At 71.3% G+C, this 26576-nt stretch carries 26 protein-coding genes and 3 tRNA genes; 17 read left to right on the forward strand and 12 right to left on the reverse strand.

The genetic code is table 11. The features are described from left to right. Nucleotides 1–141: 141 nt before the first annotated feature. Nucleotides 142–1557 (reverse strand): helix-turn-helix domain-containing protein, encoded by a 1416-nt coding sequence (locus RWS82_RS09775; protein WP_314649438.1) that lies wholly within the window; start codon nt 1555–1557, stop codon nt 142–144. A gap of 115 nt (nt 1558–1672) precedes the next feature. Between RWS82_RS09775 and RWS82_RS09780 the strand changes: the two genes are divergently transcribed. Both RWS82_RS09780 and RWS82_RS09785 read left to right on the forward strand, forming a co-directional pair. Further along, nucleotides 1673–2770, forward strand: a complete 1098-nt coding sequence (locus tag RWS82_RS09780) for a Zn-dependent alcohol dehydrogenase (protein ID WP_314649441.1) — start codon at nt 1673–1675, stop codon at nt 2768–2770. 53 nt (nt 2771–2823) lie between these two features. Then, a complete protein-coding gene (locus RWS82_RS09785; protein WP_314649443.1) occupies nt 2824–4260 on the forward strand; it encodes an APC family permease in 1437 nt (478 codons plus the stop codon). A 124-nt stretch (nt 4261–4384) separates the two neighbouring features. On the opposite strand, the gene RWS82_RS09790 is transcribed toward RWS82_RS09785, so the two are convergent. The 4 genes from RWS82_RS09790 to RWS82_RS09805 are packed head-to-tail and all read right to left on the reverse strand — an operon-like array spanning nt 4385 to nt 8422. Beyond that, nucleotides 4385–5209: a galactosyltransferase-related protein gene (locus RWS82_RS09790; RefSeq protein ID WP_314649446.1), complete on the reverse strand. Its 825-nt coding sequence runs from the start codon at nt 5207–5209 to the stop codon at nt 4385–4387. Further along, nucleotides 5206–6213 (reverse strand): glycosyltransferase, encoded by a 1008-nt coding sequence (locus RWS82_RS09795; protein WP_314649448.1) that lies wholly within the window; start codon nt 6211–6213, stop codon nt 5206–5208. The genes RWS82_RS09790 and RWS82_RS09795 overlap by 4 nt, the downstream gene beginning before the upstream one ends. Beyond that, nucleotides 6210–7343: a glycosyltransferase gene (locus tag RWS82_RS09800; protein ID WP_314649451.1), complete on the reverse strand. Its 1134-nt coding sequence runs from the start codon at nt 7341–7343 to the stop codon at nt 6210–6212. Before RWS82_RS09800 ends, RWS82_RS09795 begins: the two co-directional genes overlap by 4 nt. Beyond that, nucleotides 7340–8422 (reverse strand): glycosyltransferase, encoded by a 1083-nt coding sequence (locus tag RWS82_RS09805; RefSeq protein WP_314649531.1) that lies wholly within the window; start codon nt 8420–8422, stop codon nt 7340–7342. Before RWS82_RS09805 ends, RWS82_RS09800 begins: the two co-directional genes overlap by 4 nt. A 111-nt stretch (nt 8423–8533) precedes the next feature. On the opposite strand from RWS82_RS09805, the gene RWS82_RS09810 reads away from it, so the two are divergent. The 4 genes from RWS82_RS09810 to RWS82_RS09825 are packed head-to-tail and all read left to right on the forward strand — an operon-like array spanning nt 8534 to nt 12991. Then, complete coding sequence (locus tag RWS82_RS09810; RefSeq protein ID WP_314649454.1) at nt 8534–9463, forward strand: WcbI family polysaccharide biosynthesis putative acetyltransferase; 930 nt, start codon at nt 8534–8536, stop codon at nt 9461–9463. Further along, on the forward strand, nt 9460–10458 hold the full coding sequence (locus RWS82_RS09815) for a hypothetical protein (RefSeq protein ID WP_314649456.1): 999 nt from the start codon (nt 9460–9462) through the stop codon (nt 10456–10458). The genes RWS82_RS09810 and RWS82_RS09815 overlap by 4 nt, the downstream gene beginning before the upstream one ends. Continuing rightward, nucleotides 10455–11756: a glycosyltransferase gene (locus tag RWS82_RS09820; protein ID WP_314649458.1), complete on the forward strand. Its 1302-nt coding sequence runs from the start codon at nt 10455–10457 to the stop codon at nt 11754–11756. The genes RWS82_RS09815 and RWS82_RS09820 overlap by 4 nt, the downstream gene beginning before the upstream one ends. Before the next feature lie 47 nt (nt 11757–11803). Next, nucleotides 11804–12991, forward strand: coding sequence for an FAD/NAD(P)-binding oxidoreductase (locus RWS82_RS09825; protein ID WP_314649462.1), 1188 nt, complete (start codon nt 11804–11806; stop codon nt 12989–12991). Nucleotides 12992–13003: 12 nt separating this feature from the next. On the opposite strand, the gene RWS82_RS09830 is transcribed toward RWS82_RS09825, so the two are convergent. From RWS82_RS09830 to RWS82_RS09845, 4 genes are all read right to left on the reverse strand, one after another. Next, a complete protein-coding gene (locus RWS82_RS09830; RefSeq protein ID WP_314649465.1) occupies nt 13004–13444 on the reverse strand; it encodes a hypothetical protein in 441 nt (146 codons plus the stop codon). Between the two features lie 167 nt (nt 13445–13611). Then, nucleotides 13612–13684, reverse strand: a tRNA-Phe gene (locus RWS82_RS09835). A 69-nt stretch (nt 13685–13753) separates the two neighbouring features. Further along, a tRNA-Asp gene (locus RWS82_RS09840) sits at nt 13754–13827 on the reverse strand. Between the two features lie 30 nt (nt 13828–13857). Then, a tRNA-Glu gene (locus RWS82_RS09845) sits at nt 13858–13930 on the reverse strand. 207 nt (nt 13931–14137) lie between these two features. Here RWS82_RS09845 and RWS82_RS09850 point away from each other — a divergent pair. Continuing rightward, complete coding sequence (locus RWS82_RS09850; RefSeq protein ID WP_314649466.1) at nt 14138–15544, forward strand: M23 family metallopeptidase; 1407 nt, start codon at nt 14138–14140, stop codon at nt 15542–15544. Between the two features lie 88 nt (nt 15545–15632). Here RWS82_RS09850 and ppa read toward each other — a convergent pair whose 3' ends face one another. Continuing rightward, a complete protein-coding gene (gene ppa / locus RWS82_RS09855; protein WP_314649467.1) occupies nt 15633–16124 on the reverse strand; it encodes an inorganic diphosphatase in 492 nt (163 codons plus the stop codon). Between the two features lie 44 nt (nt 16125–16168). Then, on the reverse strand, nt 16169–16822 hold the full coding sequence (locus RWS82_RS09860; protein ID WP_314649470.1) for a TMEM175 family protein: 654 nt from the start codon (nt 16820–16822) through the stop codon (nt 16169–16171). Nucleotides 16823–16909: 87 nt separating this feature from the next. On the opposite strand from RWS82_RS09860, the gene tilS reads away from it, so the two are divergent. After that, nucleotides 16910–17902, forward strand: coding sequence for a tRNA lysidine(34) synthetase TilS (gene tilS / locus RWS82_RS09865; RefSeq protein WP_314649472.1), 993 nt, complete (start codon nt 16910–16912; stop codon nt 17900–17902). A 92-nt stretch (nt 17903–17994) separates the two neighbouring features. Here the strand turns inward: tilS and RWS82_RS09870 are convergent, their stop codons facing one another. Then, nucleotides 17995–18540, reverse strand: coding sequence for a DUF937 domain-containing protein (locus RWS82_RS09870; RefSeq protein WP_314649475.1), 546 nt, complete (start codon nt 18538–18540; stop codon nt 17995–17997). 100 nt (nt 18541–18640) lie between these two features. Here RWS82_RS09870 and hpt point away from each other — a divergent pair, with 100 nt between their 5' ends. The 9 genes from hpt to RWS82_RS09915 form a co-directional block, all read left to right on the forward strand. Beyond that, entirely contained in the window at nt 18641–19192 is a 552-nt protein-coding gene (gene hpt / locus RWS82_RS09875) for a hypoxanthine phosphoribosyltransferase (protein WP_314649477.1), read from the forward strand. A gap of 112 nt (nt 19193–19304) precedes the next feature. Then, nucleotides 19305–21305 carry an ATP-dependent zinc metalloprotease FtsH gene (ftsH, locus tag RWS82_RS09880; RefSeq protein WP_314649479.1) on the forward strand — a complete coding sequence of 667 codons (2001 nt, stop codon included), beginning with the start codon at nt 19305–19307 and terminating at the stop codon, nt 21303–21305. Nucleotides 21306–21307: 2 nt separating this feature from the next. Further along, a complete protein-coding gene (gene folE / locus RWS82_RS09885) occupies nt 21308–21907 on the forward strand; it encodes a GTP cyclohydrolase I (protein ID WP_314649482.1) in 600 nt (199 codons plus the stop codon). Then, nucleotides 21904–22710, forward strand: coding sequence for a dihydropteroate synthase (gene folP, locus RWS82_RS09890; RefSeq protein ID WP_314649485.1), 807 nt, complete (start codon nt 21904–21906; stop codon nt 22708–22710). The genes folE and folP overlap by 4 nt, the downstream gene beginning before the upstream one ends. Before the next feature lie 38 nt (nt 22711–22748). Beyond that, the gene (gene folB / locus RWS82_RS09895; RefSeq protein WP_314649487.1) at nt 22749–23144 is read left to right on the forward strand and encodes a dihydroneopterin aldolase; all 396 of its coding nucleotides are present in this window, start codon (nt 22749–22751) and stop codon (nt 23142–23144) included. Then, the gene (folK, locus tag RWS82_RS09900; protein WP_314649489.1) at nt 23141–23677 is read left to right on the forward strand and encodes a 2-amino-4-hydroxy-6-hydroxymethyldihydropteridine diphosphokinase; all 537 of its coding nucleotides are present in this window, start codon (nt 23141–23143) and stop codon (nt 23675–23677) included. The genes folB and folK overlap by 4 nt, the downstream gene beginning before the upstream one ends. Continuing rightward, nucleotides 23674–24159 (forward strand): DUF3180 family protein, encoded by a 486-nt coding sequence (locus RWS82_RS09905; RefSeq protein WP_314649491.1) that lies wholly within the window; start codon nt 23674–23676, stop codon nt 24157–24159. Before folK ends, RWS82_RS09905 begins: the two co-directional genes overlap by 4 nt. Continuing rightward, nucleotides 24110–24691 carry a PH domain-containing protein gene (locus RWS82_RS09910; RefSeq protein ID WP_314649493.1) on the forward strand — a complete coding sequence of 194 codons (582 nt, stop codon included), beginning with the start codon at nt 24110–24112 and terminating at the stop codon, nt 24689–24691. The genes RWS82_RS09905 and RWS82_RS09910 overlap by 50 nt, the downstream gene beginning before the upstream one ends. Further along, on the forward strand, nt 24688–26576 hold a 1889-nt coding region (locus tag RWS82_RS09915; protein ID WP_314649496.1), incomplete at its 3' end, for a PH domain-containing protein. The genes RWS82_RS09910 and RWS82_RS09915, both read left to right, overlap by 4 nt.

Consider the following 26576-nt stretch of genomic DNA (forward strand, 5'->3'; position numbering starts at 1 on the left):
GTCGAGGTCGCCGACATTCTCCGTAATGCGCAGGGGTTTCACTGCGGCGCAATTCACTGATTGAACACGCATTCATCTGAATTGTCATTCAGTCAATGTCGGCATCGACCATGATCGCCGGTCGGGAGTGTGGTGAGCAGCTCATCGATCGGCGGCGCGCAGCGCCAACCAGGCCGCCACTCGGTCATCCTGATCGCTCAGGGACAGGCCGGTGAGGTCCTCGATCCGTCGGATGCGCGCGGTCAGTGTCTGGCGGTGGATGTTCAGGCGGGCGGCACTCTCGCCCCATGCGCCGTTCGCCGAGAGGAACGTGCGCAGAGTGGCCATGAGCACGGGCCCCTGTTCGCCCGCGCGCGCCGGGTCGAGCACGGTCGCGATGCGGCGGGTCGACTCGTCGTCGAGGCGGTCGAGCACGAACGAGACCGTCGGGATCGAGCGGTACCGCACCACGCGTTCGCCCGAGGATCGGGCCGTCTCGCAGGCTTGGTGCGCCTGGTCGACGCTGCTCGCCGCGATCGTCGTCGACATCGGCTCGCCGATGCCCAGATGCAGCGGTGACTGGGCGGCGCGCACCCGCTCGGCGAGGGCCTCCACGAGGTCGTCTCGCAGGAGGCCGTGCACGACGCCGCGCTGCGGGGCGAACACGTGCTCGGCGCCCAGCTCGTCGAGCCAGACCGCCAGAAGATGCTCGACGTCGACGCCCCCGGTGCGGGAGGCGAGCGCGAAACCCACCAGGGTCGGCTCGTGCACACCCCAGCGTCGCAGGAGCCGATCGGCCGCCTCGCCGCCGCGCAGCACCGACTCGAACATCATCGAGCGGCCGAGACGCTCCAGGTGGCTGCTGTCGCGGGTGCGCAGGAGCAGGTCGAGCAGAGCCGCCGCCTGCGAACTCAACTCGCGGCCGCGCCCCGAACTGTCGTTGCGCGGTGCCGTGACGAGATGCGCGCTGATGTCCTCACCCGGCCCCACGGGATGCACCTGCAACGCGCGGTGACGCACACGAACGGGCCGACCGACCGCCACCGCGATGGCGTCGGAGATGTGCAGGGCACCGGCACCCGAGGTCGTGATCACCTCGCCGTGGCGATCGAGCAGCACCGCCCATCCGTCGATGCGGTGCGCGAGCTCGGCGACGACTCCGGTCACCCCGCTGCGACGCGCCGCGAGGGTGAGCACGCGCATCGCCGAGGTCACCGCCCGCGCCTCGGCGGCCTGGTCGACCGCGAGCAGCGCCTCGAGCGTCGGGCGCAGCAGTCGATGGGGCGGCCGGGCGTCGACAATCGCGGTGATCCCGAGGTCGCGCACGGTGTCGCGGGTGCTCGGCGTGCCGCTGTGGGTGACGAGCACGGCATCCTGCAGGAGGGGGAGCCGGGGGTCGTCGGCGAGGCGACGCAACTGCGCTCCGCGCGCGGTCACGAGGGTGGTGAACCGCGGGCCGGGGGCGACCACGAAGTCGTCGAGTCCGACGACCGAGTTCACCGGGTACGCGCCGTCGACGCGCGCCTCGTGCAGGTCGCCGTCGAGATAGCGGGCGAGGGAGATGACGTCGCGGACCACCCGTCGACTGTACGACATGTCGATCACCTGGTCGGCAGTTCATCAAGATGTCGGGTGCCCGCAGGCCGCCACCTCTCATAGCATCGTGCCGATCGCCCCCCACCCGAAGGTGAAAATGAAAGCCGTTGTCTTCCGCGACCCCGCGTCGCCCATCGAGTTCGTCGACGTCGACCTCGCCCCGCCCCGCGCTGGAGAGGTGCGCGTGCGCATCGCCGCCGCCGGCGTCTGCCACTCCGACCTGCACATCAAGCGCGGCGAGTGGGATGCCGCGGCCCCGCTCGTGATGGGCCACGAGGGCTCGGGCGTCGTCTCCGAGCTCGGCGAGGGCGTGACCACGCTCGCCGTCGGCGACCACGTCGTGCTCAGCTGGGTGCCGCCGTGCGGCGAGTGCCGCTACTGCCGTGCCGGCCATGAGGCGCGCTGCCAGAAGGTGGCGACGGTCGTCGCCCCGCTCGGCGTTCTCTTCGACGGCACCTCCCGCCTCAGCCGCGAGGGTGAGCAGCTGCATCACTACCTGGGCGTCTCGTCGTTCGCCGAAGAGGTCGTCGTCCCGGCATCCGGGGCCGTGAAGGTGCGCGACGACGCTCCTCTCGACGTCATCGCCGTCGTCGGATGCGCCGTCGCGACCGGCGTCGGCGCGGTGCTCAACACTGCGGCCGTCGAGCCCGGATCGACCGTCGCCGTCATCGGCTGCGGCGGCGTCGGGCTCAACGTCGTGCAGGGCGCCCGCCTGGCCGGAGCCGAGCGCATCGTCGCCGTCGACGTGCGCCCGGAGAAGACGCAGATGGCCCTGCAGTTCGGCGCCACCGACCGCCTCGACGCCTCGCAGGGAGACGCCGTCGAGCAGCTGCGCGACCTCATTCCCGACGGCGTCGACTACGCCTTCGATGCGATCGGACGCACCTCGACGACGGAGCAGGCCATCCGGATGCTCGGACTCGGCGGTGCCGCCGTCATCGTCGGCCTGCCGCCGACGGGAGCGAAGGCATCGTTCGAGCCGCTCGTGCTCGCCGAGGCGGACCAGCGCATCCTCGGCTCGAACTACGGCTCGGTGCGCCCATCGATCGACGTTCCGGCGCTGGTCGACCGCTACATGGACGGCCAGCTGAAGATCGATCCGCTCATCTCCGGTCGCCGCCCGCTCTCGGAGGCGGCCGCCGCGCTCGACGACCTCGAGGCCGGCTCGGCGCTGCGCACCCTGCTCATCCCCTGATCCGCCGCACCACCCTCCCCCCTCCCTCACTCCGAACCCGAAACAGGAGCACCATGTCCGACACCGCCGTCGTCCCCCCAGGGGCGCCCACCGATGCGGGTCTCCGTACCGGTGTGATGAGCGGGCCCGAGCTCGCCGCCCAGGCCATCGCCAACATCGCGCCGAGCGCGGTCATCGCCTTCACCGCCGCCGCGATCTTCCTCGGCGCCGGAAACGGCACCATCTACGCGTTCGCCCTCGCGACGATCGTCATCCTCTGCGTCGGCTACTGCGTCGTGGTCTTCGCGCGCAAGCACGCCTCCGCCGGCTCGCTCTACACCTACGTGTCGAAGGGGCTCGGGCCGTTCGGCGCCTTCCTCGCCGGTGTGACCCTGCTGATCGGATGCTTCGGCATCGCCGCCGCCTCGCTCAGCGGGTCGGTCAGCTACATGGGGCAGTTCTTGACGATGCTCGGCGTGCCCGCATCGGGCCTCGGCTGGGACATCGCCCTCGCGATCGTCCTGGGCGGTCTGGCGACGCTCTTCACCATCCGCGGCATCCGTCTCTCGGCCCGCGTCTCGCTCGTGCTGGAACTCGTGTCGGTGAGCATCATCCTCGTGCTCCTCATCGCCGCGCTCGTGTGGGCCGGACCCGGCGCATGGGACCCGGCGCAGGTCCTCGCGCAGGGGTCGTCGTTCCAGGGGGTCGCGGCCGGCATGGTGCTCGGCATCCTCGGTTTCGTGGGCTTCTCGTCGGCCGACGCGCTGGGGCGCGAGGCGAAGGAGCCGTACAAGGCCATCCCGCGCGCGATCATCTGGAGCGCCCTCGGCGTCGGCATCCTGTACGTCTTCGCCGCCTATACGCAGATCGCGGTGCTCGGCGACGACCTCGGCACGGCCGCCAGCCCGCTCGAGAGCATGTCGGCGTTGATCGGCATGCCGAGTTGGTTCGCCGCCGTGCTCACCTTCGGAGTCGCCGCCTCGTTCTTCGCCGTCGTCGTCGCTCCGCTGAACGTGATCGGCCGCATCGTCTACGTGATGGGCAAGGAGGGTGTGGTCGCCGAGCGGTTCGGGCGCACGCACGAGGCGCACCTCACCCCGCACCGCGTGCTCATCATCGCGGGGGCGCTGGCCGTCGCCGTCGACATCGTGCTGCTCGTCGCCGGAGCCGCCACGGGCGAGATCCTGGTGTGGGTCAACACGTGGGGCACCTACGGCTACATGGTCGCGTACGCCCTCGTCGCGATCGCGTGCGTCGTCTACACGCAGCGCGCCGGCATGCGGAACGGTCTGGTGTGGGTGTGCGCGACGATCGCCGTCGTGACCATGGGGTACGTCTTCTTCGCGAACGTGTTCCCCGTGCCGGCGTTCCCCTACAACGTCATCCCGTACGTGTTCCTCGCGACGGTGCTGCTCGCGCTCACCCGGTATGCGTTCCTCGCGCGCCGTCGCCCCGAGGTCATCGCCCGCATCGGCAACACCGAGACGAGCGCGATGGAGGGAGTGGGCTGACCCCCCGCATGCCCACTCCGGCCCGGCCCCGACGCGACCCGAACGCGTCGGGGCCGGGCCGTGTCACGAGAGGGTCGGGCCGTGTCAGGAGAGGGGCGGCCGTGCCACGGGAGGTGAAGCCGGTTCAGCGGGCAGTGCGGCGGAAGCCGCCATCGACGGCCTCGACGGCACCCGCGTCGACGAAGGCATCGATCCACCCGCGCATCGGCCATTCGCCCCACCGCTCGGCGAACAGTGCGCCGTTGCGCAGGATGTCGTCGATGTGCCGCCACGGGGGCGTGCCGGCGGGGTGCCACTGGTGGTACGCATGCGCACCGCCCACCCACTGCAGACCCACGCCGCGCGCGCGAGCGCGCCGCCCGAGATCGGTGTCTTCGGCGCCGTACCCCTCGTAGACCTCGTCGAAGCCGCCCAGTCGCTCCCACGTCGCGGGTGTCACGGCGAAGGAGAGCGACCAGAACAGGTCGTACTGCGAGGCGTCGGCGGCGACGACGGTGCCGTCGGCGGGATGCGGTCGCACGGGGTGGGGGCGGGTGAGCGCGTCGAGCTCGCCGGCGTCGGCGGGGCGCTGCACGCTCTCGAGGTAGGTCACGGGTCCGCACAGGATGTCGTCGGGGTGGGCGCGGGAGGCGTCGACGTAGCGCTCCAGCATCCGCGGTCCCGGCAGGCAGTCGACGTCGAGGAAGACGAGCAGGTCGACCCCCTCGTCGAGGGCTGCGCGCGCGGCCGCATTGCGTGCGGTTCCGACCCGCATGCCGTCGGGCCCCGGCGGCACGTGCACCTGACGAACGCGTTCCGGTGCGGGCGCCTCGTCGGCGTCGAGCCACGCCTCGACGCGCACGATCTCGATGTCGACGGTCTCGGCGTCGCGCAGGAATCTGCGCTGCCGATGCAGGTGGGCGAGGCGGTTGCTCGACGCCGGGGTGATCACGGCCACACGGGTGGTCATGCCACCACCTCCTCGATCGCGGCGGCGGCGCGGGCGGCTGCGCCGACCACTCCCCACCCCGTCCATTCCGGCGACGTCTCCGCCGCGCTTCGCACCGCCGCGACGATCGCCTCGGGCGATGCATCCTCGGGGGCGGTCTGCGCGTAGCCCTGCGCGGCGAGTACGCGCGCGGTGTGCTCCTGCTCGCCGAATGGGCGGTCCTGTCCGATGACGACCGCGCGGGCGTTCGCCGCCGCGAGGTCGGCCACGCCGTTCTGCCCGGCGGCGCTCACGACTACGGTGGCCGCGCAGATCAGGGGCCAGACGTCGTCGACCCGGTCGCCGTCGCGGGCCCCGGCGCTGTCGACGGTCCACCCGTCGCCCTCGAGCAGTGCGATCGTGCGGCGCAGGCGGTCGTCGTCGAGGGTGCGGCTGAGGAACAGCACGCGGCGCTCGTCGGGCTCGACGGTGCGCGCTCTGTCGCCGTACCGCGAGATGGCGCCCACCGGCCGCACCCGGTCGTCGCGTCCCCGCAGCCCGGTCGCCTCGATGGTGCCCGGCCCCCAGGGGGCGATGATCCGATCGGCGAGGTCGTACCCCAGGCGGTGCGGCTGATCGGTGCGCTCACCCGGTTGGGCGAACGCGACCGTCGGCACGCCGAGCAGGCGCACGAGCATCGTGACCTCGACACTGACGTCGACCACGAACGCCGTGACCGGGTTCTCGGCGATCCAGGTCGCCATGGTCGCGAGACGGGCGCGATGACCCGGATGCCCGACCGGCGCCCAGTGCAGGGCACCGCCCGCCGTGACGTCGCCGAGCGTGGCGGCCTCCCGTCGGGTGCCGTCTGCGGCGTCGACCGGGTCGGCATCCGACGGCAGCTGCACCCACGTGGTCCTCTCGGGCAGGGTCTCCGGGCGCGGCAGGCTCGAGAACACCGTCACGTCGTCATCGAGGAAGGGGCGGATGGCCCGCATCCGCGTCACATGCCCCCACCCGTGGTGGTGCACGTACCAGCCGATCACGCGCCGACCGCTTCGACGGCGTCGACGGCGGGCGCACCGTGCGCCGACAGCGCGAGCACGCGTTCCACCTCGCGGTTGCGCTGCGCGAGCGAGTAGCGGGCCTCGGCCGCCCGACGCACCTGCGCGCGCGACACCGCATCGCCGACCTGCGCGGCCAGCGACGACGCCGCGCGGGCGAGGGAATCGACGTCTCCCGCGGGCACGATCGCGGTGCCGGGCATCCCGCGCAGCACCTCGCTGATGCCGCCCGAGTCGAACGCCGCCACGGGGGTGCCGGTCATGAGGGCCTCGGCGAGCACCAGGCCGAACGGCTCCGACCACACCGGCGTCACGAGAGCGACGGACGACGAGCCGACGAGGTCGCACAGTGCGGGCAGCGCCAGGGGGCCGACGTACTCGATGCCGTCGCCCAGCAGCGGTTCGATCTCGCGGGCGAAGTACGCCGTGTCGCCGATGCGGCCCGCCAGCCGAAGACGGGCACCGGCGCGGCGGGCGGCGAGGATGGCGAGATGCGGCGCCTTCTCGGGCACGATGCGCCCGAACCATACCCAGTCGTTCCCTCCGCTGCCCGACCGCCACTGCGTGGAGTCGACGCCGTTGGGGAAGACGAAGGCGTCGACGCCCTCGGCCGACCACGATCGTGCCGTGAACTGGCTGACGGCGAGGAAGCGGTGCGGCGCGCCGGCACCGACGGCGTTCGCGGCGATGACGATCTCGGGCAGCGGCGGGGTGTGCAGCGTGGTGACGACGGGCACCCCGGTGTCGCGGCTCCAGAGGATCGGCGCGCCGTGCAGGCTGTGGTTGTCGACGACGTCGACGTGCTCGGGGTCGACGAATGCATCGCGGATGCGGTCGAACGCCTCGCCCATGAACCGACGGTGCCCCTCGGGGAAGTCGGTGTCCGACGAATCGTCGGCACGGTTCCACTGCACGCTCGGCAGGTGCAGACGGGGGTCGGTGCCGAGGAAGTCGGAACCCGGCGCGGCGCACAGCCGTACGTCGTGACCCCGCGACCGCAGCCAGCGCACCCGGTTCCAGACGACTGCCTCCAGCCCACCGGCGTGCGGCTGGCGCAGGGCGTGCCGCTCGGGGGCGACGACGAGCACCCGCAACGGGCCGACCGGGCTCACGCGAGCACTCCGTCGCGGAGCAGGGCGTAGAGGTCGGCGTGCGCGGCGCGCACGGACTGCCGTTCGGCGATCCGCTCCGTACGTCGCTGTTCCCGGCGTGCCGTGCGGTCGTCGACCGACGCGCGGGTGGCCGCGGCGACGCGCACGGCGTCGACCATCGTCTGCGGCTCGCCCAGGGTGATGGCGGAGAAGTCGTCGGGATGCTGCTCGCGCAGGTACCCGACGTCGGTGCCCGCCACGCGCACGCCGAGGTCGTAGCAGAGCTCGACCCAACCGGAGTGGGTGCCGTGGTGGTACGGGAGCACGAAGAGGTCGAGGCCCGAGATCCACTCCTCGACGGCCTCATCGGGCAGATAGGCGGTGCGGCGCACATCGACGGTCGGATGCCCATGCGCCGCCGCCTCGATGCGGACGGCTGCCCCCTCGTCGCGGACGTGGTCGTTGAGGAGGATCTCGATGACGGCGGGGACCCCGGCCGTCTCGAGCAGCCCGGAGGCCGCGACGGCGTCGCTCACGATCTCCTCGGCCGCGATGTTGGGGCGGAGGTCGCGCAGGTGCACGCCGACCCGCACCGGTCGGTCCTCCGGCGCCCGGGGCGCGGGGGAGGGTGGTGCGTCGAGCAGGGTGGGATGCGGCAGCACCCGCGGGTCGACGCCCCAGCGCTGCTCCACCTCGCGGGCCGTGCCGGCGGTGAGCGTGAGCAGCCGATCGGCGGCGGGGATGATCACGTTGAGCAGTGCGCGGTAGGGCGCCTGGTCGGTGAGCTGCGGGTTGTCGAGATCGTGCACCGTGTACACCACGGGGATGCCGAGTCGCCGGGCGGTGTCGAGGGCGTCGCGCAGCTCGTGCGCCGAGAACGACTCCAGCCCGAAGTGCACGTGGAGCACGTCGACGTCGTCGCGGTGCGATTCGAGCCAGGCGGATGTCAGAGCGACCGGCGGCCACCACTGCCCCGACGGCGCTCCGGGGACCGGGGGATCGGCGAGGACCGAGACTCTCTGCGGATCGGTGATGGCTCGTACGTACGGGTGGGCGGCGGGTATCGAGGCGACGCGAAGAGGGCGCGGTTCGGTGGCGATGAGGGTCTCCCTGGCACGGCTGAGTGCTCTGCTGTCGTGGGTCGCACCGACGGGCTGTCAGCGGTGCACGGGGACGAGAAGCGATGAGATGGAAAGGTATACGTTCGTAGCATGAGCGATCTTCCCCCGTCTGGCACGACCGTTGCGCCGGCCGGGTCGCCGATGCTAGGGCGCCGCCAGCACTATTCCGAGTTCTTCGGCCTCGACCCGCTGCCCCCTCGTTTCGGCGTCACGATCGGCAATTGCCAGGCCGAGTCGCTGCGGCTCGTGATGGATGCTCCGGAACGCCGCTTCGTGCGCACGCCGCCGGTGCATGAGATGGACGACGCCGAGGCCGCCCGCTTGCACGAGCTGGTCGGTATGGCCGAGGCCGTGGTCAGCCAGCCGATCCGCGACGACTACCGCGGGCTGCCCCTCGGCACCCGTCAGATCGCCGAGGCCTCGGCCGTCCCTGTGCTCACGGTGCCGCCCGTGCGGTTCGGAGGACTGCATCCGTTCCAGGCCGCCATCCGTGTGCCGGGTGTGGAGGGCGACCCGCCCCTCGTCGCGTACCACGACGTCCGCACCCTCGCGGCGGCCGCCGGGCTCGCCGTCGCCGACGCGCTCCGGCCCGAGGCCGTGCGAGCGGTCGGGGAGGCTTCGCTCGTGACGCTGCGCGAGCGCGAACAGCGCGCCGACATCCCCGTGTCCGACTTGTTCGAGCGGGTCTCCGCCGACCAGATGCGCACCGTGAACCATCCCGGCAACGCCGTGTGGCTGCCCCTCGGTGCACGCGTGCTCGATGCGCTCGGATCGCGGGAGGGAGTGGTCGACCCCGGCCGACCGCTGCTCGACTCCGTGCAGGCCCCGCTGCTGCCCGAGGTCGTCGAGGCGTGGTCGCTGCCCGACGTCCCGCGGGCGCACTGGCTGGTCGAGGGTGTCGAACTCGACGATGCCGAGGTGCGCGCCGCGCATACTGCGTGGTACGCCGCGCACCCCGAGTTCGTCGCGGCCGCCGTGCAGCGCCTCGCGCCGCTCCTCGCCGTGTGGCGCGCCGCGTGACCGGCGCCCCGCTGCTCCTCGTCCATCCCGGTACCCACGGTGTGGCGGTGTACGCCGGCGATCTCGCCGACGCCGTCCGGCGGCTCGATGCGTCGGTCGCGAGGATCGACCCGAATGCGCTCGCCGCGTCGCCCCCGGGTCATCCCGTGCACGTGCACTTCACCGACCGTCTGTGGGGATCGTCGCCTGCCGACGCCGCGGAGGCGTTCGAGGCACTGGCCGCGCAGCGCCCGGTGACTGTCACGCTGCACGACGTGCCCCAGGAGTCCGACGGTGAGCCCAGCCGCACGCGACGGCGTGACGCGTACGCCCGGGTGTCGTCGACCGCGCGGGGCGTGGTGGTGAACAGCGAGCACGAGCGTTCCCTGCTGCGCGAGGAGGGTGTGTGGGAGGGGTCGGTGGCGAGCATCCCGCTGCCGGTCGCGCTCGACCCGGTCGCCCTCGGTGGCCCGGGCGCCCCCGGTGGCCGGGGCCGACTCGACGGGTCGGTCGGCGTGCTGGGCTATTTCTACCCCGGCAAGGGGCATGACGAGGCGGCGATCGCCGCGGCAGCGGCCGGTGTGTCGACGCTGACGGTGCTGGGCCGGGCATCCGACGGACATGCCGCCGACCTCGAGGCGTTCGTGCGGCGCGCCGAGGCGCTCGGTGTGCAGGTGGAGGTCACCGGATGGCTCGACGACGCGGAGATCGCCCGTCGCGGTCGCGCCGTGTCGGTGCCGGTGATCGCGCACCGGCACATCTCGGCGTCGGGGTCGCTCGCCTCGTGGATCGGCTGGGGGCGACGGCCGGTGGCGGTGCGCAACCGCTATATCGACGAGATGGCGCAGCTGCGGCCGGGCACGCTGACTCCGGTCGGCGAGGCCGATCTCGCTGCCGAGATCCGCCGCCGCATCGATGCCCCCGACACGACGTGGCACGGGCGCACCGAGCTGCCGATGGCCTGGCCGGAGGCGGCTGCCGCCTACGTGCGATGGTGGGCCGAGGTGTTCGGGTGACCCGCCGGCCGTGGGTCGTGGGCAATCGGTGGGATGAGCTCGACGGCGTCGAACCCGCGCAGTTGCCGCGGGTGTCGGTGATCGTCGCGCATTACGATCAGCCGGGCGAACTTGCCCGCACGCTGCACGCGCTGCGCGCACAGGACTACCCCCGTGACCTGCTCGAGATCGTGGTCGCCGACGACGGGTCGCCCGGAGAGGTCGAGGTGACCGACGGGGTGATCCTGGTGCGGCAGGAGGATCGCGGCTTCCGCCTGGCGGCCGTGCGCAACCTCGGGGTGCGCGCGAGCAATGGCGACGTGCTGTGCTTCCTCGATGCCGACACCGCCCCCGAGCCGGGATACGTGCGCGCCATCACGCGGCTGCCCGCGCTGCTCCCCGAGGCGCTGACGGTCGGTCGGCGCCGGCACGCCGACTTCACCGGGATCGCCGCCGACGCGCCGGTGGTCGATGCGGCCGCCGGGCGCAAACTGTCCGAGCCGTCCTGGCTCACCGACGCGTATGCGCGCAGCCGCGACCTGCTCGACGCCGACGACCGCTCCTATCGCTTCATCATCGGCGCGGTGATGGCGTGCTCGCGGCGCATGTTCGACGAGGTGGGGGGCTTCGACGAGTCGTTCGACAGTTACGGCGGCGAGGACTGGGAGTGGGCGCACCGCATGTGGCAGGCGGGCGCCGTGCTCGCGCACGTGCCGGATGCTGTGGCGTGGCACGACGGCCCGGAGTGGGCGGAGCGCGGAGAGGCCGCGCGCGGGCGGGCCAACGGTCAGACGCTGCGGTTGGGAGTCTCGATCCCCGTGCCGGGCTCGGCGCCGCGCGGCCTGCGGCCGAGCGCGCCCGATCTCGTCGTCCGTCTCGGCGGTGTGCACGATCCGGCAGCCCTGTTCGTGACGGTCGATTCCCTCCTCGCCGCGTTCCCCTCGGCGCAGGTCGTGCTCGACGGCGAGGCCGCCGCGGCGTTCGACGACCCGCGCGTCTGCGCGGGGGAGTGGATGCCCGACGCCCGCGTCATCTGGGAGGTGGACCGGCCGGTGGTCGTGCTCGACCCGCGATCGATCGCCGCGGTCGTCTCCGCGTTGGGCTCGGCCGAGACCGGCGTCGTCGAGGTGCACGACGACGACGGAACGGCGCTGGGTGTGCTGCGCGCGCGTCGAGCGGTGCGGCGGGCCGCGCGCTGGGGGACGACGGATGCTTTCCGCACCGAGCGGCGGGAGATCGCGGGCATCCACCCCGTCGGGGTCGCGCCGAACGTCGAGGCGTGGGTCGGCGGTTGGGGTGATCGCGCACACTTCGCCTGAAATCAAGGGGAGGGCGCGAATCCGTTTCCGGGGTCAGGGTGAATCCCATGACGAGTTCTTCCCGGGCGGATCGCTGTGCAGTCCTGATCATCGGTGGCGGCAACGCGGGCATCTCGCTCGCTGCGCGTCTGCGGCGCCGCGGCGTGCGCGACATCGTCGTCGTCGAACCGCGTGAGACGCACGTCTACGCTCCGCTGCAGTCGCACATCGCGGGTGGTGTCGCGGGGCGCCGGCAGGTCGTGCGCTCGCAGGCACGCGTCACCCCGCGTGGCGTCCGCTGGGTGCAGGACCGGGTGGTCGTCGTGCAGCCCGACGAGCACGCCGTGGAGCTCGAATCGGGCCGGCGACTCGTGTACGGGCGTCTCGTCGTAGCGGCTGGCATCGAACGCCGGTGGGAGGCGGTCCCCGGGCTGCAGGAGGCGCGGCGCACCCCGCACCTCGTCTCGAACTACACCCTCCCGTTGGCCGAGAAGGCCTCCCTCGTGCTGCGCGACCTGCGCGCGGGCACCGTGGTGTTCACGCAGCCGGCCGAGCCCGCGTCGTGCGCCGGCGTCGCCCAGAAGCCGATGTATCTCGCCTGCGACCGCTGGCAGAGCGAGGGCGTGCTGCGCGACATCCGGGTGATCTTCGTCACGCCCGAGAAGGCGCCGTTCCACATCGCTCCCGTCGCCGACGAGCTTCAGCGCTCGCTCGATCGCTACGGCATCGAGACGCACTTCGGTGCGAGCGTCGCCGAGGTGCGGCCGGGCGAGCGCGAGCTCGACATCGTCGCAGATGGTCACACGACCACGATCAGCTATGACGTGCTGCATGCGGCCCCGCCTCAGACGGCGGCATCGTGGATCGCCGCGGGCGGCCTGGGCGATGCCGACGGTTTCGTCGATGTCGACGACGAGACCCTCCGGCACCGTCGGTGGCCCGATGTCTGGGCGCTCGGCGATGCCGCGCCGATCACGACGGTCCGCTCGGGCGGAGCCATCCGCTCGCAGACGAAGGTGGTCGCCGATGGGATCACCGACGCGAAGAAGCCGAGCCGTTACGACGGCTACACCGAGACACCGTTCACGGTCACCCGCCGCACCGCCGTCTTCGCGGAGTTCGACCGAGACGGCCGCCTTGAGCCGACGATCCCCTTCTGGAAGACCCTGTACCGCGAGCGCCGCCTCACCTACGTGATGGACCGCTGGGTGCTCCCGTGGATCTACTGGAACCTCATCCTCAAAGGCCGCGCCTGAGGTCGGGGTCCCTCACTCCGCGGCGGCGGCCTTCTCGTCGTCGCTGTTGGGGGTCCAGCCGTACCAGCCGTCTTCGGCGGGGATGACGCTCCAGTCCCCGCAGACGAAGACGTCGTCCGCCTCATATGCCGACGGGGCGTCGTCGAGCGTCCACGAGGGAGCGGAGGTGCGGGCGGTCTCGACGCAGTCGCCCGGCAGGGTGTCGGTCGTGCTCGTCAGCAGGATGACGGCGTCCTTCGCCTTCTCGACCGTCGAGGTGCGGACGGTGATCGCGGTCGCGTCGTCGGGCACCCAGTCGGCGTCGACCTCGGCGTCATCGCGGAAGGCGCCGGCGTCGTCGAAGGTGCTCGTCGCCTGCTTGTGGACGAGGTCGTCGATGGCCGAGCATCCGGTGAGGGAGAGGGCGGCGACGAGGGCGAGGGCGGATGCGGCGAGGGCCGGACGTGCGTTCATGTCCTCAGCCTCGCGCGGCACGTCGGCTCGGGGCATCGGGCGAGAGAGGTATCGGCATCCGTCCGGAGGATGACTGTTGCGCGGCACACCTCGCCAGGTCAAAGCAAAACCCCCGCCATGTAGAAGCTAGGCGAGGGTTTCTGGGATCACTGTAATGATGATCCGTGTGGCTCCGACCGGCATCGATCCGGTGACCTTTCGATTTTCAGTCGAACGCTCTACCAACTGAGCTACAGAGCCGCGCGACGGGCGAACCTGTCGCGTCCTAGACGAAGAGCCCTCTCCGAAGAAAGAGCTCGTCGCACGGAGCGACCCTGACGGGACTTGAACCCGCGACCTCCGCCGTGACAGGGCGGCACGCTAACCAACTGCGCTACAGGGCCATACTTGTTTTCAATTATATCGGCGAGGCGTGACCCCAACGGGATTCGAACCCGTGCTACCGCCGTGAAAGGGCGGCGTCCTAGGCCGCTAAACGATGGGGCCGAGTCAGTCCCGGGGGACTTCCTTGCCGACGCTCAAGCATAAGGGGAAGAGGAGGCAAATTGCCAATCGAGGGCGCGCCGCCCGTTTTCCGGGCGTGTTGAGGGGGACGATGGAGCGGTGGCTCACGCCGAGATGGGGTCGTGAGTCTGGTGCCGGTGTGACGCTTGTTGTTACTGTGGCATGTGTGAAACCGGCGGAAGGGGCCGTGTGAACGATCGAATGACGCAGGATGCTGCGGACGCGGCGGCTGCGGAATGCGGCTGCGCGCCCACGCCTGCCGAACGTGACGCCTTCTGGAAGAGGGATGTCAGCCGCCGCGGAGCCATGGGCCTCGGCGCGCTCGGCGTCGTCGTGCTGAGCGCCTTCGGTGTGACATCCGGGGTCTCCGCCGCCTACGCCGCGACGTACCCCAGCTGGGACGACGTGCAGCGGGCCAAGAACAACGAGGCCGCAGCGGCCGCCGAGGTGTCGCGCATCGAGGGGCTCATCTCCTCGCTGACGCAGAAGGTCGCCGACACGCAGGCCGCCGCGAAGGTCGCCTCCGACGAGTACTACGCCGCCCAGCAGGCCTACTTCGCCGCGATCGCCGAGGCCGACAGCCTGCAGGCGAAGGCCGACGAGCAGGCCGGCATCGCCGACGAGTCCGTGCGCAAGGCCGGGCAGGTCGCCGCGCAGATCTACCGCAACGGCGGCGACGACACCTCTCTTGAGCTGTTCTTCGCGGGCTCCGCGGCCAACGCCGACGAGCTGCTCTCGCGCCTCGGCACGATGGACAAGCTGCTCGAGTTCAACCAGTCGGTCTACGACGACGCCGTGGCCGCGCGCAACTCCGCCCAGTCGCTCAGCGACCAGGCGCAGGTGGCTCGTGACGAGCGCGACCGCCTGCAGAAGATCGCCGAGGAGAAGCTGGTCGCCGCCCAGGCCGCGGCCGATGCCGCACAGGCGGCGCTCGACGAGCAGACCGAGAACCTCGCCACCATGGAGGCGCAGCTCGCCGCCCTGAAGGACACCACGACCCAGACGGTCGCGGGTTACCAGGCCGGTGTGGCAGCGCGCGCCGAGGAGGAGCGCCAGCGCAAGGCGAAGGCCGCGGCCGAGGCTGCCGCTGCGGCCGCAGCCGCCGCCGCAGCGAACAACAACGGCGGTGGCGGAGGCGGTGGCGGCGGTGGCGGCGGCCAGGGTGGCCAGGCCGGTTCCGGCGGCTGGGTGCGTCCGCACGGCGGCTCCCGCAGCTCGGGCTACGGCCCCCGGTCGCAGCAGTGCAACTCGAACGGCTGCTCGTCGAGCTGGCACTACGGCATCGACCTCGCCAACGGCTGCGGTGCGGCCATCTACGCGGCGCAGTCCGGCACGGTCGACGCGGCGTTCTACAACGGCGGCTACGGCAACTACGTGCGCATCCAGCACGGCGGCGGCGTCGCGACGGGTTATGCGCACATCAAGAACGGCGGCTTCGCAGTGCGCAACGGCCAGTACGTGCAGGCCGGCCAGGTCATCGCGTACGCCGGCAACACGGGCGGCTCCTTCGGCTGCCACCTGCACTTCGAGGTCTACATCAACGGCCGCTACACGAACCCCGCCGACTTCATGGCGGCGCGCGGCATCTCGATCTGAGCATCCGCTCGCCTCGGGCGAACGACACTGCACGAAGAAGACCCCCGGCCGCTCAGCGGAACCGGGGGTCTTGTTCGTGTGCGAGGGGTCAGTGACCCTGCTCGCCGAAACGCACGATCGCCTCGTCGAGGATGCGCTGCGCCTCGGCGGCGTTGCCCCACTCGTCGACCTTGACCCACTTGTTGGGCTCGAGGTCCTTGTAGTGCTCGAAGAAGTGCGCGATCTCCTTCTTCGTGTACTCGGGCAGGTCGTCGATGTCCTGGATGTGCGCCCAGCGCGTGTCCTTCGACAGCACCGCGACGAGCTTGTCGTCGCCACCGGCCTCGTCGCTCATCTTGAGCACCGCGACGGGGCGCACCTCGACGACGACGCCGGGGAAGATGGCGTGGTCGAGCAGCACGAGCACGTCGAGCGGGTCGCCGTCCTCGCCGAGCGTGTTGTCGAAGTAGCCGTAGTCGGCGGGGTAGCCGAAGGTCGTGTAGAGCACGCGGTCGAGGTGCACTCGCCCGGTCTCGTGGTCGACCTCGTACTTCACGCGGCTGCCGCGGGGGATCTCGATGACGGCGTCGTGTGCGCCCATGCGTGTACTCCTCAGAGAAAGTCGGTTGGATGCCGCGCACCAGCCTACTCGGGGCGGCTCGGAACCCCCGCCCGGCGGCGACGCCGTGCGAGGCGATCGAAGATCCGGCTGAGCGGGCCGTTGAGGAGGAGGATCAGGAGTCCGGCGTACCCGGTCGAGGGGATCGACACCGCGATCACGAGGGCCGCGCCGAACAGGACGATCGCGGCCAGGTCGCCGGCGATGCCCCCACGGATCGCCTCGGGTGCCGCCGTTCCGAGGTCGCGATGCCGGGCGAGGTACAACCAGCCGGCGAGGGTCGTGATCTGGGTGAGGATCAGCGTGCCGATGTAGACGACCGCCTGCAGCGGATCGGAATCGAGCTGGCCGAGCATGGCGGTGGGCACCGGAAGCCACACGATGGTCGCCATCCACGCGACGTTGATCCACAGCAGGGGCGTCGTGATGCGCTCGATGTCGCGGTACTGACGGTGGTGGCCCATCCAGAACACGGCGATGAGCACGAAGCTCAGGCCGAAGCTCAGCAGCTGACCCGCGTGCTCCTCGAAGAATCGGGCCGTGGAAAGCCCTCCACCGGCCGCATCGGAGACGGCTTCGAGCAGCGGCAGGATCAGCAGCGTCATCGCGATCGCCACCACGGCGTCGACGAACGCCTTGAATCGCTCGGTCGGGAAGGTGGTGGGGCGGTGATCGGGCACGGCGTCAGACTAGACCCGCCATCCGACGCGGAACAGAGCCGCCGGCGGGTTCGCGCGGGACGGCGGCCGGTGCCCTAGCGTGGACGGATGCCGTCGCTCGCCCCCGCCATCGCCGAGGTCCGTCTCGCCGTGCGCACCGCGCTCGCCGATCTCCCCGAGGGGTCGGCGCTCGTCGTCGGGCTCTCCGGGGGAGCGGATTCCCTCGCCCTCACCGCCGCGGTGGCTTTCGAGGCGCCGCGCCGGGGCGTGCGCGCGACCGCCGTCGTCGTCGATCACGGGCTGCAAGACGGATCGCCGGAGGTCGCGCGCGCGGCTGCTCGTGCCGCCGCCGATCTCGGCCTCGACAACCGCGTGGTCACGGTCGAGGTGACGGGCGAGGGCGGCCCGGAGGCCGCGGCGCGCGATGCCCGCTATCGCGCCCTGCGGGAAGCCGCCGCCGACGCCGATGCGGCGGCAGTGCTGCTCGGGCATACGCTCGACGACCAGGCCGAGACGGTGCTGCTCGGACTCGCCCGCGGCGCGGGTGCGACCAGCCTGCAGGGCATGGCGCCCGTGCGGGCGGACGACGCGGGCCTGGTGTGGGTGCGGCCGCTGCTCGCGGTGCGGCGGGAGACGACGCGCGCCTTCTGCGAGGCATCCGATCTGCCGGTCTGGGACGACCCGCACAACCTCGACGATCGCTTCGCCCGCGTGCGCGTGCGGGAACGCGTGCTGCCCGTGCTCGAGGCCGAACTGGGGCCGGGCGTCGCCGAGGCGCTGGCGCGCACCGCCGAGCAGCTGCGCGAAGACGCCGAGGCGTTCGACGAGATGATCCACGAGACGATCGAAGACATCGTCGAGCACGCCGAGGCGGGTATCTCGGTCAGCGTGGCGGCGCTCGCCGCGAACCCGGCCGCGCTGCGGCACCGCATCATCCGTCTCGTGGTCGACAGCGAGTTCGGCGCGAGCCTGACCCGTGTGCAGACCCTCGAGGTCGCTCGGCTGGTGACCGACTGGGCCGGTCAGGGCCCGATCGACCTGCCAGGATGCTCCGCCGCCCGCCGCGGCCCCCACCTGATCTTCACCGCCCGCCCCCGCTGAGCCGGTCCGAGCCCTCCGGTCGCGCGAACGGCTGCTCTCGATGCCGAGAACAGCCGTTCGTGCGACGGGAACCGCCGTCGAGGGGGAGCGGGCTACTTCTTGTTGCCGAAGAGGCCGCCCAGGAGACCTCCGAGCAGGTCGGTGACGCCGCCGCCCGACGTGCCGCTGGAGCCCGTGGAGCCGCCGCCGAGGACCCCGCCGATGATGTCGCCGAGGCCGCCCTGGCCGCCCGTCGATCCCGACCCGTTGCCCTTGCCGGCGCGGTTCGCGATGAGGTTCATGATGATCGGCGCGAGGATGGGCAGCAGCTTGCCGAAGTCGATCCCGGCCGTCTTCTCCGAGGTGGTGAGCTTCTCGGTCACCTTCTTCTCGTCGGCGCCGAGGATGTGCGAGACGATCTTGCCGCCGTCCTCCTGATCGATGTCGTCGACCGAGGCGCGGGTCTTCGCTCCCTCGTGCTTCTTCAACGCCCGCTCGATCGCCGCAGACCCCTCATTCGTCGAGGCGTTCTTCTTCAAGCCGCCGAGCAGCACGGCACCGCCCTGCTCGACCGCGGCCTTCGCCTCGTCGTGCGAGACGCCGAGGCGCTTCGCGATGTCGTCGATCGGGACCTGCGTGAGGATGTCGTCGAGAGCCATGCTCTTCCTTCCGTTCGGGGCATCCGCCCGTGTCCCGCACACCGTAGCGCCCGACGCCGTCTGTGCGGGAGGGGGTGGCGCGATCACCTAAAATCGATCCATGCGCGCCACGGAAATCCAGGCTGACCTGTCCGAGATCCTCGTCACCGAGGAGCAGATCCTCGACAAGCTCGACGAGCTGGCCCGCCAGGTGGCCGTGGATTACGCCGGCAAGGACCTCCTTCTCGTCGGCGTGCTCAAGGGTGCCGTGATGGTGATGGCCGACTTCGCGCGGGCCCTGCCGTTCCACGCACCGATGGACTGGATGGCGGTGTCGAGCTACGGCGCGAGCACCAAGTCGAGCGGTGTCGTGCAGATCCGCAAAGACCTCGACACCGACCTCAACGGCAAGCACGTGCTCATCGTCGAGGACATCATCGACTCGGGGCTGACGCTGAGCTGGCTGCTCGAGAACTTCGGCACCCGCGGTGCCGAGTCGATCGAGGTGCTCGCCCTACTGCGCAAGCCGGAGGCGGCGAAGGTCGAGATCGACTGCAAGTACGTCGGCTTCGACATCCCGACCGACTTCGTCGTCGGCTACGGTCTCGACTTCGACGAGCGCTACCGCAACCTGCGCGACGTGGCGGTCCTCGCCCCGCACGTCTACTCCTGACCCGCGCTCCGGCGCACGGACGGATGCTCCGCTCGGCGCGCTCGGGCCCCCGGTACGCCGTGGGTGAACGCACAGCGGACCCCTAGCGCCCGCGCGATACCCTGAACGGACCATGGATGTGAAGAAGCTCAGCCGCAACCCGCTGATCTACGTGCCGCTGATCGGCCTGCTGCTGATCCTCGGGTTCGTGCTGATCTCGGGCCTCGGAGCGCCCAAGCAGATCACCACGCAGGAGGGACTCAAGCTCCTCGCCGGCGACACGGTCAGCGAGGTCACGACGACCGACGGCGACCAGCGGGTCGACATGACGCTGTCGAAGGCGTTCGAGGGCGCAGACCGCGTGCAGTTCTACTACGTGGAGGCTCGCGCCGAAGAGGTCGTGACGGCGATCAACGACGCCGACCCGAAGGAGGGCTTCAACGACGCCGTGCCGCGCGCGACGTGGTTCGACGGCTTCATCTCCCTGCTTCTGCCGCTCGTGCTGCTCGGCCTCCTGTTCTGGTGGCTGCTGTCGTCGATGCAGGGTGGCGGCGGCAAGGTCATGCAGTTCGGCAAGTCGAAGGCGAAGCTCGTCAACAAGGAGACCCCGACGGTCACCTTCGCCGACGTCGCCGGTGCCGATGAGGCCATCGAAGAGCTGCACGAGATCAAGGAGTTCCTCCAGGATCCGGCGAAGTTCCAGGCCATCGGCGCCCGCATCCCGAAGGGCGTGCTGCTGTACGGCCCTCCCGGCACCGGTAAGACGCTCCTCGCCCGTGCCGTGGCCGGCGAGGCCGGCGCCCCGTTCTACTCGATCTCCGGCTCGGACTTCGTCGAGATGTTCGTCGGCGTGGGCGCATCCCGCGTGCGCGACCTCTTCAACCAGGCCAAGGAGAACGCGCCCGCCATCATCTTCATCGACGAGATCGACGCCGTCGGGCGCCACCGCGGCGCCGGTATGGGCGGCGGCAACGACGAGCGCGAGCAGACGCTCAACCAGATGCTCGTCGAGATGGACGGCTTCGACCCGAACGCGAACGTCATCGTGATCGCGGCGACGAACCGCCCCGACATCCTCGACCCCGCGCTCCTGCGCCCCGGCCGTTTCGACCGCCAGATCGGTGTGGATGCCCCCGACCTCAAGGGCCGTCAGAAGATCCTGGAGGTGCACGCCAAGGGCAAGCCGCTCGCGCAGAGCGTCGACCTCGAGGTCGTCGCCCGCAAAACCCCCGGGTTCACCGGTGCAGACCTGGCGAACGTGCTGAACGAGGCCGCACTGCTCACCGCCCGGTCGAACGCGCAGCTGATCGACAACCGCGCCCTCGACGAGGCCATCGACCGCGTCATCGCCGGCCCGCAGCGTCGCACGCGCGTCATGAAGGACCGCGAGAAGCTCATCACCGCCTACCACGAGGGCGGTCACGCACTCGCCGCGGCGGCCATGAACTACACCGACCCGGTGACCAAGATCACCATCCTGCCGCGCGGCAAGGCGCTGGGGTACACGATGGTGCTGCCGCTGGACGACAAGTACTCCGTCACCCGCAACGAGCTGCAGGACCAGCTCGCCTACGCGATGGGCGGCCGCGTCGCTGAGGAGATCATCTTCCACGACCCGACCACCGGTGCGTCGAACGACATCGAGAAGGCGACGTCGATCGCCCGCAAGATGGTCATCGAGTACGGCATGACGACCGAGGTCGGTCCGGTCAAGCTCGGCTCCGAAGGGGGCGACATGTTCGTCGCCCGCGACATGGGCCGAGGCCGCGAGTACTCCGAGAAGGTCGCCGAGCGCGTCGACGCCGAGGTGCGCGCGCTGATCGAGCAGGCGCACGACGAGGCGTACCAGGTCATCACGGCGAACCGCGACATCCTCGACCGTCTCGCCCTCGCGCTCCTCGAAGAGGAGACGCTCGACCACAACCAGATCGCCGACATCTTCCGCGAGGTGCGCAAGCTGCCCGAGCGTCCGCTCTGGCTGTCGAGCGAGGACCGCCCGGTGTCGGACGTGCCGCCCATCGAGGTGCCCAAGAAGGTCGTTCCGGTGGCCGCCTCGGTCGAGGACCCGGCCGCGACGGCCCGTCCGCAGCAGGAGTCGCAGGGAGCGACCCGGCCGCGCCCCGCGACGGCCTGACCGTGGGCGTCGACAAGGCGCGCATCGAACGGCTCACGCGCGAGCTCCTCGATGCGATCGGCGAGGATCCTGATCGTCCGGGGCTCACGCAGACTCCCGCGCGGATGGCCGACCTGTACGCCGAGTTCTTCTCGGGCGTGGGGGAGGATGCCGCGGCACCGCTCGCGCGCACCATCAGCGTGAGCCGCGGCCCGGCGCCCGACACGCTTCCGTCGGGTGCGGTGCTGCTGCGCGACATCCGTTTCCGCTCGGTGTGCGAGCACCACCTGCTGCCCTTCGCCGGCCGCGCCCACCTCGCCTATCTCCCCGGGGAGCACGTGGTGGGGCTGGGGGCGCTGGTGCGCGTCGTCGAGATCCTCGCGTCCCGCCCGCAGGTGCAGGAGCGGCTGGGCGAGCAGATCGCCGACGCCATCGCCGACAACCTCGACGCCCGGGGCGTCCTGGTGGTGCTCGACGCGAGCCACGGCTGCGTCACCCTGCGCGGCGGTCGGCAGCCCGAGGCATCCACTCTCACCATCGCGGCCCGCGGCGAGTATGCCGAGCCCGCGGCGCGCGGCGAGCTGATCGCCCTCATCGCCTCGCCGTCGGCGGCGACCCCGTGACGGCCATCTGGGGCATCCTCAACGTCACCCCCGACTCGTTCAGCGACGGCGGACGCTACCTCGACGTCGATGACGCGATCGCCCGGGCGCGCCTGCTGCGGGCGCACGGCGCCGACATGGTCGACGTCGGCGGGGAGTCGACGCGACCGGGTGCCGAACGCGTCGATCCGACCGTCGAGCAGCGGCGCGTGCTGCCGGTGATCGAACGGCTCGCCGCCGAGGGAATCCCGGTCAGCATCGACACTCTGCACGCGTCCACGGCGTCCGCGGCCGTGCGCGCCGGCGCCCGAGTGGTCAACGACGTCTCGGGCGGCCTCGCCGATCCCGAGATGCGTGCGGCGGTCGCCGAGTCGGGTGCCGACTACGCGATCGGGCACTGGCGCGGCTTCTCGGCCGACATGTACGCCCGCGCCGAGTACCGTCGCGTCGCACGGGAGGTCGCGGGCGAGCTGCAGGAGCGGATGGGCGAGGCCGCGGCCGCGGGGATCGCTCCGTCACGCCTCATCCTCGATCCGGGGATCGGGTTCGCGAAGGCCGGAGCCCAGAACTGGGACGTGCTGCGCGGGCTCGACGAGATCGTCGCGCTGGGCCCTCGGGTGCTCATCGGCACGTCGCGCAAGCGGTTCCTGGCCGAGACGCTCGCGCAGACGGCGGATGCCGACGCCACCGAGTCGCGGCGCGACCTCGCGACGGCCGTGACGAGCGCGCTCGCCGTCCGCGCGGGAGTCTGGGCCGTGCGCGTGCACGACGTGCGCTCGACCCGCGACGCGATCGCGATCGCCCGCGCGTGGGACGGCCGCTGAGCCTCGGACGCCGCCGCGCCTCCGCGTACGCTGGTGGGGTGCATCCCCTCGACGAGATCAACCTCACGGGCCTCACCGTCTTCGGACGCCACGGCGTCTACGACCACGAGCGCGAGAACGGCCAGGAGTTCAGGATCGATCTCCGCCTGTATCTCTCGCTCGCCGAGGCCGCGGCATCCGATGACGTCGCCGACACGGTGCACTACGGCGAGCTCGCCGAGAAGGTCGCGGCGGTCGTCGGCGGAGAGCCGGTGAACCTCATCGAGACGCTCGCCGCCCGCATCGCCGACGCCGCGCTCGAGGACCAGCGGGTACAGCTCGTGCAGGTCACCGTGCACAAGCCGCACGCACCGATCCCGCTCACGTTCTCCGACGTCTCGGTCACGCTGCACCGCGGCCGCCCCGCCGCGCACGTCGAGGCGGTGCGCGCATGAGCCGCAACCTCACCGTTCCCCCGCCCATGCCTCCGGCGCGGCGGATCCGACCCGACGCGACAGCCGTGATCGCCTTCGGAGCGAACCTCGGCGACCGCGAGGCGACGATCCGCGGCGCCGCGGAACGCATCGCGCGCTTGCCGCTCGTCGACGACCTGCGTCTGTCGAGTCTCCACGAGACGGTCGCGCTGCGCCTCGACGGGCCTGATCCCGACGCCCCCGGCTACATCAACGCGGTCGCCCTCGTGACCACGCGTCTCGCACCCGACATCCTGTTGGGCATGCTGCACGCGATCGAAGACGAGTACGGGCGTGAACGGCGGGAACGCTGGGGCGACCGCACCCTCGACCTCGACCTCATCGCCTACGGCGACGAGACGGCGCACACCGAGACCCTGCAGTTGCCGCATCCGCGAGCCGCGGAGCGGCTGTTCGTGTTGGAGCCGTGGCTCGAGCTCGACCCCGACGCCGCGCTCGCCGGCTCCGGCCCGATCGCCCCGCTGGTCGCGGCGTTGCGCGAGCGGGACGAATGATGCGGCGCACGTCGGCGGGGGTGCTCGCGGCGCTCGCGCTCGTCGGGGGAGGCGTCGGCTACCTCGTCGACCATCTGCTCACCGTCTCGGGCCGCGCGACGTTCACGCCCTCGGTGTTCCTGCCGGTGCTGCTGGTGCTCCTCGCCGTCGCCGTGCTGGGTGTGGCCTGGCCGGTGCGGCGCAGCGTGCGCACCGGCATCCGCATCGATCCGTTCCGCGCGCTGCGCGCCGCGACCCTGGCCCGGGCGTCGAGCCTGCTCGGCGCTCTGCTGGCCGGAGTGGGCGCGGGGCTGCTGGTCTTCCTCTTCGCGCGGCCGATCGATCCGCCGGTAGGGTCGACGGTGGCGATGGTCTCCCTGATCGCGAGCGCGCTCGTGCTGGTGGCCGCCGCCCTCGTCGCCGAACAGTTCTGCACCCTGCCGAAGGATCCTGATGACCCAGAGCCCCGAGAACGCACCCCTGAACCCGGCGGAGGGCACTGACCTCCCCGCACTCGACGAGGGCGTCTACACGCAGCTGCGCACGCCGCGCGGCGAGGGTCGGCTCGAGCTCGACGGCATCTGGCACCAGATCTCGCCCCGCTATGCCGTCTCGCAGCTGCTGCAGAACGGCCTGCTGCTCGCGGTCATCGTCGTGGCGGCGCTCGTGCTGCACTTCGCGCTCGACCAGACCTGGGTGTGGATCCCGGCGGCCATCTTCGCGCTGATCACCGTGATCACCATGGTCATCCTGCCGCGCCAGGCGCGAGCGATCGGCTATATGCTGCGCTCCGACGACATCGTCTTCCGCAAGGGCATCCTGTGGCAGCGCATGATCGCCGTGCCCTACGGCCGCATGCAGCTCGTCGACATCACCCAGGGCCCCGTCGACCGCGGTTTCGGCATCTCGCAGTTGAAGATGGTGACCGCGGCCGCGACCACCGGCGTGCAGATCCCCGGCCTGAGCCAGGGTGCCGCCGAGGCGCTGCGCGACACGCTGATCGAGGTCGCCGAGACCCGACGGACCGGCCTGTGAGCGAGCCGCAGATGCCCGCGCCGCAGGGCGTGGTCGACCCCCGTGCATCGGACCTCGCCGACGGCGAATGGCATCGGATGCACCCGCTCACCCCCTTGTTCAAGGGCGGGCTGGTGCTGCTGATCGTCGCCGGAATCACCTTCGCGAACCTGCGCGACCGGGTGATCGCCTGGTTCGTGAACCTCTTCACACCGAGCGAGGCGCACTACAACGAGTACTCGTCGGGCGACCCGGTCGACTGGGTGCTCGAGAACAACCTCATCCTCGTGGCGCTGCTCGTGGTGCTCGGCATCCTCGTCGTGCTCATCGCGATCTTCTGGTTCGTGTGGCGTTTCCAGCAGTTCCGCATCACGGGCGACCACGTCGAGGTGCGCAAGGGCATCGTCTTCCGCTCGCACCGCCGGGCACCGCTCGACCGCGTGCAGGGCGTCAACCTCACGCGCCCGTTCCCCGCGCGGATCATCGGGCTGGCGAAGCTCGAAGTGGTCGGGGCCGGCACCGATGCGAACGTCGAGTTGGAGTACCTGGCCACGTCGAAGGCCGAGACCGTGCGCGCCGACATCCTGCGTCTCGCGTCGGGCCTCCGCGCTGCGCGCCAACAGGCGGCGTCGCCCGTTGCGGCCACCGGCGCCCGCGCCCAGTTGGTCGATTCGATGAACCACGGAGTGAACGGCCTCATCGCCGGCGTCGATCTGGGAGACGTCGCGCCCGAGAGCGTCGTCAAGATCCCGGCGGGTCGCCTCATCGGCTCGCAGCTCATCGTCGGCGTGGTGTGGTTCCTGTTCTTCGCGCTGCTGTTCGGCGTGACGATGGGGGCCTTGTTCATCGGCGCCCTCATCGACGGCGAGCCGCTCGGCAGCGTGCTCGGCCTCGGGATCGGGCTGGGCGTCGGCATCCCGCTCATCGTCGCCGTCATCGGTATCACGTGGGCGCAGATCTCGAAGTCGCTGCGCTACTCGATCGCACCGACGCCCGACGGCGTGCGCATCACCTACGGTCTGCTCACCACGGTCACCGAGACGCTGCCGCCCGGTCGCATCTTCGCCGTCGAGATCACGCAGTCGCTGCTGTGGCGTCCCTTCGGCTGGTGGTCGATCAAGATCAACCGCATGAGCGGCAAGAGCGCCGCGCAGCAGTCGTCCGGCAACGCGCAGCAGTTCAACATCGTGCTGCCCGTCGGCAAGCGTGCCGACGTCGAGCGGGTGCTCGGCCTGATCCTGCCGGATGTGCCCGCCGCCGACATCCCGCTCGTGTGGGAGCACGGCATCCTCGGCCCGGTCGCCGGCGATCCGTACCGCACCATGCCGCGGCGCGCGGGGTGGCGTCGTCCGCTGTCGTGGAAGCGTCACGGCTATACGGTCACCGACTTCGGCCTGATCCTGCGCCGGGGCGTCGCGTGGCGCAAGCTCGCGATCTTCCCGTTGGCCCGCCTGCAGGGCGTGTCGCTCAACCAGGGCCCGATCGACCGGGCGCAGCGGGTGAGCGGTGCGCAGATCCTCACGGTCGCGGGCCCCATCCACGGTCTGCTCTCGGGCCTCGAACGCGCCGATGCGCTCGCGCTGATCGGCGAGGTCTCGGCTCGCACGGCGGCTGCGGCCGCGAACGACCACACGCACCGGTGGAGCGCGCACGCGCCGTCCGTGTCGGCGATGACGGATGCTCCGCCGCCCGCGCCCTTCCCCGCGGGTGCTCCGGTGCCGCCGCCCGCCTTCGGAGTGCCGGTGCCGCCGGCCAACGCGCCCGTGCCGCCGCCCGCGTTCGGTATGCCGGTGTCGCCCGTCGGCCCGCCGGTGCCGCCGCCCGCGTTCGGTGCGCCGGTGTCGCCGGCCGACGCGCCCGTGCCGCCGTCTGCCCCGCCCGTACAGCCGGTCAGTCCGCCGACGCC

Origin of the sequence: uncultured Microbacterium sp. (assembly GCF_963528945.1) — a bacterium.
In the GTDB taxonomy this organism is placed as follows: Bacteria; Actinomycetota; Actinomycetes; order Actinomycetales; family Microbacteriaceae; genus Microbacterium.

Coding starts and splice junctions, on each gene's coding strand:
- RWS82_RS09780 (WP_314649441.1), top strand. CDS start 1,673: ATGAAAGCCGTTGTCTTCCGCGACCCCGCGTCGCCCATCGAGTTCGTC.
- RWS82_RS09785 (WP_314649443.1), top strand. CDS start 2,824: ATGTCCGACACCGCCGTCGTCCCCCCAGGGGCGCCCACCGATGCGGGT.
- RWS82_RS09790 (WP_314649446.1), bottom strand. CDS start 5,209: ATGACCACCCGTGTGGCCGTGATCACCCCGGCGTCGAGCAACCGCCTC.
- RWS82_RS09810 (WP_314649454.1), top strand. CDS start 8,534: ATGAGCGATCTTCCCCCGTCTGGCACGACCGTTGCGCCGGCCGGGTCG.
- RWS82_RS09825 (WP_314649462.1), top strand. CDS start 11,804: ATGACGAGTTCTTCCCGGGCGGATCGCTGTGCAGTCCTGATCATCGGT.
- RWS82_RS09830 (WP_314649465.1), bottom strand. CDS start 13,444: ATGAACGCACGTCCGGCCCTCGCCGCATCCGCCCTCGCCCTCGTCGCC.
- ppa (WP_314649467.1), bottom strand. CDS start 16,124: ATGGGCGCACACGACGCCGTCATCGAGATCCCCCGCGGCAGCCGCGTG.
- tilS (WP_314649472.1), top strand. CDS start 16,910: ATGCCGTCGCTCGCCCCCGCCATCGCCGAGGTCCGTCTCGCCGTGCGC.
- RWS82_RS09870 (WP_314649475.1), bottom strand. CDS start 18,540: ATGGCTCTCGACGACATCCTCACGCAGGTCCCGATCGACGACATCGCG.
- hpt (WP_314649477.1), top strand. CDS start 18,641: ATGCGCGCCACGGAAATCCAGGCTGACCTGTCCGAGATCCTCGTCACC.
- ftsH (WP_314649479.1), top strand. CDS start 19,305: ATGGATGTGAAGAAGCTCAGCCGCAACCCGCTGATCTACGTGCCGCTG.
- folK (WP_314649489.1), top strand. CDS start 23,141: ATGAGCCGCAACCTCACCGTTCCCCCGCCCATGCCTCCGGCGCGGCGG.
- RWS82_RS09905 (WP_314649491.1), top strand. CDS start 23,674: ATGATGCGGCGCACGTCGGCGGGGGTGCTCGCGGCGCTCGCGCTCGTC.
- RWS82_RS09910 (WP_314649493.1), top strand. CDS start 24,110: ATGACCCAGAGCCCCGAGAACGCACCCCTGAACCCGGCGGAGGGCACT.